Origin of the sequence: Solidesulfovibrio sp. (genome assembly GCF_029978005.1) — a bacterium.
In the GTDB taxonomy this organism is placed as follows: Bacteria; Desulfobacterota; Desulfovibrionia; order Desulfovibrionales; family Desulfovibrionaceae; genus Solidesulfovibrio.
The window spans coordinates 1-9,612 of the sequence record NZ_JARKOZ010000216.1; the positions used below are offsets into that span (position 1 = coordinate 1).

11 protein-coding genes and 1 pseudogene are annotated in these 9,612 nt (G+C 69.3%); all 12 read left to right on the top strand.

Features of this window, described 5'->3' with window-relative positions; all coding sequences use genetic code 11:
* Positions 1 to 211: pseudogene (locus Q1K70_RS21745) on the top strand (ribonuclease Y); the annotation flags it as partial.
* A gap of 54 nt (positions 212 to 265) precedes the next feature.
* Entirely contained in the window at positions 266 to 1,000 is a 735-nt protein-coding gene (locus Q1K70_RS21750) for a DnaJ domain-containing protein (RefSeq protein WP_300164748.1), read from the top strand.
* A 20-nt stretch (positions 1,001 to 1,020) separates the two neighbouring features.
* Positions 1,021 to 1,830 (top strand): TIGR00282 family metallophosphoesterase, encoded by an 810-nt coding sequence (locus tag Q1K70_RS21755; protein WP_300164751.1) that lies wholly within the window; start codon positions 1,021 to 1,023, stop codon positions 1,828 to 1,830.
* The gene (locus Q1K70_RS21760) at positions 1,827 to 2,303 is read left to right on the top strand and encodes a hypothetical protein (RefSeq protein ID WP_300164754.1); all 477 of its coding nucleotides are present in this window, start codon (positions 1,827 to 1,829) and stop codon (positions 2,301 to 2,303) included. Before Q1K70_RS21755 ends, Q1K70_RS21760 begins: the two co-directional genes overlap by 4 nt.
* 71 nt (positions 2,304 to 2,374) lie before the next feature.
* The gene (locus Q1K70_RS21765) at positions 2,375 to 2,740 is read left to right on the top strand and encodes an SPOR domain-containing protein (RefSeq protein WP_300164757.1); all 366 of its coding nucleotides are present in this window, start codon (positions 2,375 to 2,377) and stop codon (positions 2,738 to 2,740) included.
* A gap of 46 nt (positions 2,741 to 2,786) precedes the next feature.
* A complete protein-coding gene (gene tyrS / locus Q1K70_RS21770; protein WP_300164760.1) occupies positions 2,787 to 4,061 on the top strand; it encodes a tyrosine--tRNA ligase in 1,275 nt (424 codons plus the stop codon).
* Between the two features lie 369 nt (positions 4,062 to 4,430).
* Positions 4,431 to 5,279, top strand: a complete 849-nt coding sequence (locus tag Q1K70_RS21775) for a 4-hydroxybenzoate octaprenyltransferase (RefSeq protein ID WP_300164763.1) — start codon at positions 4,431 to 4,433, stop codon at positions 5,277 to 5,279.
* A gap of 13 nt (positions 5,280 to 5,292) precedes the next feature.
* Complete coding sequence (locus Q1K70_RS21780) at positions 5,293 to 5,685, top strand: rhodanese-like domain-containing protein (RefSeq protein WP_300164766.1); 393 nt, start codon at positions 5,293 to 5,295, stop codon at positions 5,683 to 5,685.
* Between the two features lie 121 nt (positions 5,686 to 5,806).
* On the top strand, positions 5,807 to 7,324 hold the full coding sequence (locus tag Q1K70_RS21785; RefSeq protein WP_300164769.1) for an MraY family glycosyltransferase: 1,518 nt from the start codon (positions 5,807 to 5,809) through the stop codon (positions 7,322 to 7,324).
* A 44-nt stretch (positions 7,325 to 7,368) separates the two neighbouring features.
* Complete coding sequence (locus Q1K70_RS21790; RefSeq protein WP_300164772.1) at positions 7,369 to 8,442, top strand: glycosyltransferase; 1,074 nt, start codon at positions 7,369 to 7,371, stop codon at positions 8,440 to 8,442.
* A gap of 73 nt (positions 8,443 to 8,515) precedes the next feature.
* Positions 8,516 to 8,839, top strand: a complete 324-nt coding sequence (locus Q1K70_RS21795) for a hypothetical protein (protein WP_300164775.1) — start codon at positions 8,516 to 8,518, stop codon at positions 8,837 to 8,839.
* A complete protein-coding gene (locus Q1K70_RS21800; protein WP_300164778.1) occupies positions 8,832 to 9,404 on the top strand; it encodes a WbuC family cupin fold metalloprotein in 573 nt (190 codons plus the stop codon). Before Q1K70_RS21795 ends, Q1K70_RS21800 begins: the two co-directional genes overlap by 8 nt.
* The last annotated feature ends 208 nt before the right edge of the window (positions 9,405 to 9,612 follow it).

Genomic DNA, 9,612 nt, shown 5'->3' on the forward strand with positions numbered 1-9,612 from the left:
GGCCCTGGACTTCAACGGCGTGGCCAAGGCCTACGCCATCCAGGCCGGCCGCGAGATCCGCGTGGTGGTCGATTCCGAGAACGTGGACGACGACAAGACGTTTCTGCTCTGCAAGGACATCGCCAAGCGCATCGAGGACAACCTGACCTATCCCGGCCAGATCCGCGTCACGGTCATCCGCGAGAAGCGCGCCGTGGGATTCGCCAAGTAACATCTCGTCGCAAAGGCCGGGGGGCGCGACCGTCCCCCGGTTTCGGGCAGGGCCATGGTGACGGACGATCCCTACGCGCTGCTGGGCGTCGCCGACGACGCCGACGAGGCGGCCATCCGGCGGGCCTACCGGGCCAGGGCCCTGGCCTGCCATCCCGACGTCAACCCGGACGATCCCCGGGCCGTGGAGCGCTTCCTGGCCCTGGGCCAGGCCTTCGCCCTGCTGGCCGACCCCCTGCGCCGGGCCGCCTACGACCGGTCGCGGGGCGTGGTCGCCCCGGTGGTGCGCGCCGAAGTCCCGGACGCGCCCGTCGCGCCGCGAAAGGGCGACGCCCTGTTCGTGGCCGCGCCGTCCCGGCGCCCCCGGCGCGGGGCCGACGTCCGCTGGACCCTGGACATCCCGGACAGGCTGGCACGGGAAGGGGGACGGCTGCACCTCGGCAACGCGCCGGCCGCGGCCTGCCCGTCGTGCCGGGGCTCCGGCACGCGCCTGGCCGCCTGCTGGGTCTGCGACGGACGGGGGAGCATTCCCGAGCCCTTCGGCCCGGTGACGCTTTCCCGCACCTGCCCGGCCTGCGCCGGCCGGGGCGTGGACCACGCGCCCTGCACGGCCTGTCGGGGGACCGGCCGGGCCTTCGGCCCGGGGATCGCCGCCGTGACCGTGCCCGCCGCCACAGTCACGGGCGACGTCATCGTGGTCCCCGGCGCGGGAGAGCCGGGGCAGGGGGGCGGACCGGCCGGCGATCTGCTGCTTGCGGCCAGGGTCCTCGACCCGGACGGCCGGGACTGACCAAGGCGAAAGGGCGGGCCATGCGGATACTTTTTCTCGGCGACATCGTGGGCCGGCCGGGCCGGACCGTGGTGTTCGAACGCCTGCGCCAGGTCCGCCGGGACTGGGGCTGCGACCTGGTCGTGGCCAACGGCGAGAACGCCTCGGGCGGCATCGGCATCAACGCCAAGGCGGCCCGACAGCTCCTGGACGCCGGCATCGACGTGTTGACCGGCGGCAACCACGTCTTTCGCCACAAGGACGTCATGCCCTTTCTCGAGGCCGAGGAGCGCATGCTGCGCCCGGCCAACTACCCCCCGGGCGCGCCCGGGCGCGGCTGGCGGGTCTACCGTCCGGCCGACAAACCGCCCTATGCGGTCATCAATCTCCTCGGCCGGGTGTTCATGGACGCCGTGGACTGCCCCTTCCGGGCCGCCGACGCCATCCTGGCCGAGCTGCCTGCCGACGTGCGCCTGCGCCTGGTCGATTTCCACGCCGAGGCCACGTCCGAGAAAAAGGCCCTGGCCTATTACCTGGACGGCCGGGTGAGCGCCGTGCTCGGCACCCACACCCACGTCCAGACCGCCGACGCCCAGCTTTTGCCGCGCGGCACGGCGCTTTTGACCGACTGCGGCATGACCGGCCCGGCCGATTCCGCCCTCGGCATGGACCCCGAGGAGGTGGTGGCCCGCTACCTGACCGGGCTGCCGGCCCGGTTCGTCGTGTCCCGCACGCCGCCGAGACTGGAAGGAGCTCTGCTCGATGTTGACGCGGCCACGGGCAAGGTCGTAACTATCGCTGCTTGGCGGCATCCGGACAACAGCCGCCGGCAAACGGAGGAATCGCCATGAACACGCGCCGCGCCGCGACCCTCGTCGCCGCCGCCTGCCTCTGCCTCGTCGCCGCCGCCGCCTGGGCGGCGCCCGAACGCATGGCCATCTACATGACCGTGGCCGGGCCCCTGGAGGTCATCCGCGACGGCGGCTCCTCCACCATCACCTTAAACGGCCGGTCCATCCACCAGGCCGCCGGCGCGGCGCTCACCGCCCAGTCGTATATGAGCGTGGGCGAGCCCGGCGACGGCTTCGACGCGCTGCTTCTGCGCCATGGCGTCGGCAACGCCGAATGCCCCATCACCTACGACCTCGTGGCCGTGGGCGCGGACAAGACCTTCGCCGTCACCCCCGGCATCAACAAGTGCTCGCGCCTGGTCAACATCAACGTGGACGGCGACAAGCTGCTCCTCGTCACGGAAAAGCAGAACGGCCGCACCGAAGTCATCGAATACAACGACAAGCAGCGCCGCTTAGGCGCGAAGCAGTAGCGCCCGCGAGACGCGCGCGCGAGGATGGCCGCTTGAACGCATTTCCGCAACGAAAGACGAGGAGACCCGCCATGCGACGCCTGCTTGCCTTCGCCCTCGCCGTCGCCGTCCTGTGCCTGGCCGGCTGCGCCGACGAGACGGTCTACGACTGGCAGCGCCCCCACGAGACCTACCAGGTGGCCAGCTTCAGCAAGTATCAGGACGCCGAGGCGCTCAAGGGCAATCTCCAGAAGAACGGCTTCGACAGCCGCATCGAGACGGACATCAAAAACGGGCAATTCACCCTCAACGTGCTCGTGGACGTCTACGACAGCGCCCCGGACACCCTGACGCGCATCGAGCGCATAAGCGGCATCAAGCCCAGCCTGCGCAGTCCCAAGACCGGCAAGGCCGCGCCCTCCGCCGCCCCGCCCCCGGTGCCCGGCAAGGACATCTGATTCCGTCGTCCCTCCGCCAACCGCCCCGTTTGCAAAAGGATTCGCCTTGAATATCTACGACGAACTCTCCTGGCGCGGCCTCGTGCACCAGACCTCCGACGAGGCCGGTCTGCGCGAACACCTCGACACGCCCGGCCGCGTGCTCTACTGCGGCTTCGACCCCACGGCCGACAGCCTGCACATCGGCAACCTCGTGCCGCTTCTGGCCCTGGCCCGCTTCGCCAAGGCCGGGCACAAGCCGCTTTTCCTGCTCGGCGGAGCCACCGGCCTCATCGGCGACCCCAGCGGCAAGGACAAGGAACGCCAGCTCAAGACCGCCGACCTCGTGGCCGCCTCGGCCGAGAAGATCAAGTCCCAGGCCATGGCCTTCTTCGCCCGCCTCGGCGTGGACGGCGACGTCATGCCCGTCAACAACCTCGACTGGACCCGCCCCCTTTCCGTCATCGACTTCCTGCGAGACACGGGCAAGCACTTCACCATCAACTACATGATGGCCAAGGACTCGGTGAAATCGCGCATCGGCCGCGAGGAGACCGGCATCTCCTACACCGAATTCAGCTACATGATCCTCCAGTCCCTGGACTTCGAGCACCTCAATCGGGCGCTCGGCTGCACCCTGCAGATCGGCGGCGGCGACCAGTTCGGCAACATCACCGCCGGCCTGGAACTCATCCGCCGCAAGACCGGCAACCAGGCCTTCGCCCTGACTTTTCCTCTCATCACCACGGCCACGGGCGCGAAATTCGGCAAGAGCGAGAAAGGGGCCGTCTACCTCAACCCCGAACTCACCTCGCCCTACGCCTTCTACCAGTACTGGATCAACGCCGACGACCGCGACGTGGTCGACTACCTGCGTTACTTCACCTTCCTGACCCGGGAGGAGATCGACGCCCTGGCCGCCCAGACCGCCGCCGAGCCGCATCTGCGCGCCGCCCAGAAGCGCCTGGCCCGCGAAACCACGGCCATGATCCACGGCGAGGCGGAACTGGCCAAGGTCGAAGCCGTCACCGGCGCGCTCTTCGGCGGCGGCGACCTGGCTACGCTCGACCCCAAGACCCTCAAGGCCGCCCTGGAAGCCGCCCCGGGCCTGTCCTTTTCCGCTCTGGCCGACGTGCCGCCCCTGCCCAAGCTCCTGGCCGACATGGGCCTTTGCCCCTCCAATTCCCAGGCCCGCAAGGACATCAAGGCCGGCGCCGTTTCCATCAACAACGTCCGCGTCACCGCCGAGGACCGGGCGCTCGCCGCCGCCGACTTCCTCGGCGGCGACCTGCTCATCCTGCGCAAAGGCAAGAAGCACTACGGCGTCGTGACGCTGGGGTAGGGGAGTAGGGTAGGCGGGACGGGAGACGGGAAGAGGAAGATGCCTCCGGCGGCCGGGGGGCATGATGCCCCCCGGACCCCCTCGATGGGGGAGGCGGAGGATGGGGAAGCGGGTGGGCAGGTGGTCGTGGGCGGGAGTGCGTCGGCGGGGCCGGAATTGGCCTTTCGATGCCGTCGCTGCGCTCCAGGCTCGCCGGACGCATTCCGGCCCCGCAGGCCCGTCGCCCTTCGGGCGAAGTTTAAGAGTTCAGTCTATCTTTGCCCCCCTTTGTCAAAGTTTTTAGGGGAAGGTGAGGGGGGTCCGGGGGGAGAGGAAACCCCCTTTTTTCAAAAAGGGGGTTTCCTCTCCCCCCGGCACGCCGGAGGCAGTATGATCGCAGCGTTGGCGCGGTTGGTGAAGATTGAGCATTCGGTGTTCGCGTTGCCGTTCGCGTATATCGGCTTGTTCGTGGCCGCCGGGGGTTGGCCGGGCTGGCGGGCGTTTTTGCTTTTGACCGTGGGCATGGTGGCCATGCGGTCCTTTGCCATGGCCGTCAACCGTCTGGCCGACGTGCGTTACGACCGCGTCAATCCCCGCACCCAGGGTCGCGAGCTGGTCACGGGCGAAGTGAGCCTCGGGGCGGCCTGGGGGTTCACGGCCGGCTGCGCGGTCGTCTTCGTGGCCGCCTGCGCCGGGCTCAACAGCCTGTGCCTGATGCTCGCGCCCGTGGCCCTGGTCTGGGGCGCGTTTTACAGCCTGACCAAGCGCTTCACCTGGCTGTGCCATTTTGTGCTGGGTTCGGTGCTGGGCCTCGCCCCTGTGGCCGGCTGGCTGGCGGTCAAGCCGGAATTCGCCGTGGCCGCGATCCTGTTCGGCTGCGGCGTGACCTGCTGGACGGCCGGCTTCGACATCCTCTACGCCTGCCAGGATGTGGACTTCGACCGCTCCCAGGGCTTGTGGTCCATGCCGGCGAAGTTCGGCGTGGGCACGGCCCTGCGCCTGGCCGCCTTTTCCCACGTGGACGCGGCCGCCTTCTTCCTCCTGGCCGGCTACGCCGCCGGGCTGTCCTGGATCTATTACGCCTTCTGGGCCGTGTGCTCCGTGGTGCTGCTCGTGGAGCACAGGCTGATCGGCGAAAACGACCTCTCGCGCATCAATGTGGCTTTCTTTACGTTAAACGGCGTCATCGCCGTGCTCCTTGGCGTCGGGGCGTTGCTGGCGGTGTTTTTGGCCCGGTGATAGGGAGTGGGGCATGAAGGGACTGCTGTTTTTTTTCCTGCTCTTCTTCGTGGCCTGGGACATCGGCTGGCTGGCGGCGGGCGTTTCGCAGACGCTGCCCTGGCGGTTGCGGGGGAGGCTTGCCGGGGCGGCCAAGCCGCAACTGCTCGACGTGCGCACGCCCACCGAATACGCCCTGTTCCACATCCCCGGCGCGGTCAACCGGCCCGACGCCATGACCGCCGATCCGGCGAACCTCGGCCTCGACGCCAAGCGGCCGGTGGTGGTGGTGTGCATGACCGGCCACCGTTCGCCCTTCGTGGCCCGGCGGCTGACGGCCGGCGGCTACGACGCCTCCAACCTGACCTGGGGCATGCTCGGCTGGAAGCTTTTCGGCGGCGAATCGGTTTCCGGGGACTCCCGCTGATCTTTCCCTGTTGGCGAAGGCTTGCCGGACCGTCATGGGGCCTTGTGGACGGCGAAGCGGGCATGGCCTATGGTGCGCCGGTCGGCGGGCGGGAGTGCGGCGCGCCGGCCGGAAGTAGCGTATGACCCCGATATTCTCCCTTTTCCTGGCCGCCTTGGTCCTGTCTCTGCTGCTGACGCCGGCCGCGCGCTGGTTTGGGCGGCGCTTTGGCATCCTGGCCATTCCGCAAGCCCGCACCGTGCACACCACGCCCATGCCCCGAAGCGGCGGGCTGGCGCTTTTTCTGACGTTTTTCGCCTGCCTGGCCCTGGCCGCCGTGGCGCTGCCGCGCCCGGTCGCGGCCATCCTCTACGAGCGCAGCATGTGCTACGTCTATGCCGGCGCGTGCATCATCTTCGCCGTAGGGTTCGCCGACGACAAGTGGACCCTGCCGTCCAAGCTCAAGCTCGCGGCCCAGATCGCGGCCGCCTGCGTGGCTTGCTACGGCGGGGCGCGCATCGCCTTCTTCGCCCTGCCTGGCAACTTCATCATCCATTTCGACCTGCTCTCGTACGCCGTCACGGTCTTCTGGTTCGTGCTGCTCATCAACGCCATCAACCTCATCGACGGTCTGGATGGGCTGGCGGCCGGGGTGGTCTTCTTCGCCACCGCGGTCCAGGCCGTGCTGGCCGGCATGCGCGGCGAGGCCCATACCGCGGCGCTGTTCGCGGTCATGGCCGGGGCCACCCTCGGTTTCCTGCGCTACAACTTCAATCCGGCCAGCCTTTTTCTCGGCGACGGGGGCAGCTATTTCCTCGGCTACATGCTGGCGGCCCTGTCCGTTTCCAGTTCGGTCAAAAGCCAGGTGAGCGCGACGCTGCTCATGCCGCTCATCGCCCTGGGTGTGCCGCTGCTCGACACCATCACCGCGCCGCTGCGGCGCTTCATGCGCGGCCGGGACATGTTCGAGCCGGACAAGCGCCACGTGCACCACAAGCTCCTCAGCCGAGGCTGGTCCCAGCGCCAGGCGGTGCTCTTCATCTACGGCATCACCATCTTCCTGGCCCTGTCCGCCCTGGTGCTGGTCAACCTGCGCAACGCCCCGGCCGGGTTGTTCCTTCTGGCCGTGGGCGCGGCCCTGGTCCTGCTCGTGCGCAAGGCCGGCTATTTCAGCTACTTCGCCGTGGACAAGATCCTCGGCTGGCTGCGCGACGTCTCCGACGACACGGGCCTCGCCAAGGACCGGCGCACCTTCCTCAACCACCAGATCGAGATTTCCCAGGCGAACGACATCGCCCAGCTCTGGACGCGCATGACCGCCGCCCTGGAGCAGTTGCGTTTCGACATGGCCGAGATGGTCCTGGCCGGAGAGGGGTCGCCCTCCTGCCGGCTGCGTCCCGAGCCGCCCCAGGCCGGAAGCGGTGAGGTCTACCGCTGGCGGCGCGAGGGCGAAGGGGGCTCGGACAAGGAGCTTTTGTGCTCGCCGGCGGTCATGAAGCTCGAACTGCCGCTGGTCAGCAAGGACGGCCGGGTGCTCGGGGCCTTGTGGCTGGTGAAAAACCTCGCCGCCGACCCCATCAACGAATTCACCCTGCGCCGCGTCGAGAACCTGCGCCGCACGGTCACCGCCGCCCTGGACGCCTTCGCCTGCGCGCCATGAGGGTCCTGCAGGTCGGCAAATTCTATCCGCCGGATCCCGGCGGCATGGAAACGGCCACGCGCCAGGCCGTGGAAGAGCTCCTGCGCCTGGGGGCCGAGGTCGAGGTGCTCTGCTTCGCCGGTCCCGGCCCCTACGAAGAGGCTGCCGCGCCGTGCCCCGTGCACCGCGCGCCGGTCTGGCGCTCGGTCGCCTCCCAGCCGCTTTCGCCGGCCTATCTGGCCGCCTTCCTGCGCCTGGCTCCGCGATTCGACGTGCTCCACCTGCACCTGCCCAATCCCCTGGCCGCCCTGGCCGTCTTCCTGGCCCGGCCCGGGGCCAGGATCGCGCTCACCTGGCACAGCGACGTCATCGGCAAGGGTGCGCTGGCCGCCCTGGTCCGGCCGTTGGAAACGTGGCTGTGCCGCCGGGCCGACTTGGTCATCGCGCCAAGCCCAGTGCATCTTTCAGCCTCCAACCAGGCCGCGCGCATCGTCCCCAAGGGCGCGGTGGTTCCCTTCTGCGTGGACGCCTCCATGGCCGACCCCCGGCAGGCCGATCCGGCCGTCGTGGCCGCGATCAAAACGCGTTTCGGCGACCGGCCCCTGGTCTTCGCCCTGGGGCGCCTCGTGCCCTACAAGGGCTTCGACGTGCTCGTGGACGCGGCGGCCATGCTGCCAGGCGACGCGGTCGTGGTCATCGGCGGCGCAGGCCCCCTCGGCGACGCCCTGGCCGCGCGCATCGCGGCGGCCGGGCTCTCGCAGCGCGTGTTCCTCCCCGGCCGTATTCCCGACGCCGAGCTGGCCGCCTGGCTGGCCGCCTGCGACGTCTTCTGCCTGCCTTCCGTCTCCCGGGCCGAGATGTTCGGCATCGTGCAACTCGAAGCCATGGCCGGCGGCAAGCCGGTCGTCTCCACGGACATCCCCGGCTCGGGCGTGCCCTGGGTCAATCGCCACGGCGAGACCGGCCTGGTCGTGCCGCCGGGCGACGCCAAGGCCCTGGCCGGCGCCCTGGTTGCGCTCCTGACCGACCCCTCCCTTCGCGCCCGCCTGGGGCAGGGCGGCCTGGACGCCGTGGCCGGCCGCTTCTCCCCCCGGGCCGTGGGCAAGGCCCTGGCCGCCGCCTACGCCCGCCTCGTCTGATCGTGCCGCCTTTTCTGGACAGCCGGCCGCCTCCGTGGCTATAGGGTCGGAAAACCGGAAAGGAGAGTACCCTATGTCCGATCAGAAATGCGGCTGCGCCTGCAGCTCGTTTTCCCCGCTGACCTGGGCCGCTCTGGCCCTGGGCCTGCTGTTCGTGCTCTTCATGTTCATCGAGGCCACCACCATCCGCTGGTGGGTCATGCTGCCCCTGGCCCTGGTCAGCTTCGCCTTCTTCAAGATCCAGCTCGGCCAGACCGAAGGCGTCGAAAAGAAAGTCTGCTGCTGGGGTTACTGGGGCATCATCGTCGCCTTCCTGCTTCGCGACATGTGCCTCTCCGGCCAGATCGTCGCCGCCTATCACCGCCTGACCGCCGCCGGCATCCCCCTGCATGGCTGATCGCGCGGTTTCCGTCCTGCGCCGCATCTCGCCCCTGGCCACCCAGTCCGACCATGACCGGTTCACCGTGGCGGATGCGGCGCTCGTGGCCCAAAAATGCCGCGATGCGGCTGCAAACCCCCGCCGCCGCGAAATTCACCGCTTCCACGCCGACGACGCCGCCAACCTGCACCGCATGATCAACGCCATGCAACCCGGCACCTACGTCCGGCCCCACCGCCACCGGAATCCGGCCAAGGACGAAGCCTTCGTGGCGCTCTCCGGCAGGATGGGATTCATCTGCTTCCAGGACGACGGCTCCTTCGGCCGCGACGACTGCGCCGTCCTCGACGCCGCGGCTGGCTCCTACGCCGTGGACGCCCCGGCCGGCGGCTGGCACGCCGTCATCGCCCTCACTCCCGACACCGCCATCTTCGAAATCAAACCCGGCCCCTACAGCCCCATGTCCGACAAGGACTTCGCCCCCTTCGCCCCGGCCGAAACCGACCCCGCCGCCCTGGACTACCTGCGCGGCGTCGAAGACAGGTTTCGCGAGTTGATGGGATTGGAGGCGAGGGCGTGGTAGAGGGGTGAGGGAAGGGAAGACGAGGAGAGGAGAAGGGAAGAGGGAAGATGCCTCCGGCGGCAAGGAGGGGGTGACCCCCTCCTTGACTTCCCCGACGGGTGCGGGTGGGGAGGTGGTCGGGAACGGCAGGCGGCGAGGCGTCGGTCGTTGTGGTCTCGGAAATGGGGCGGGCGACGCAGGCCGCAAAGCCGGCCAGCACCGCCCGCCC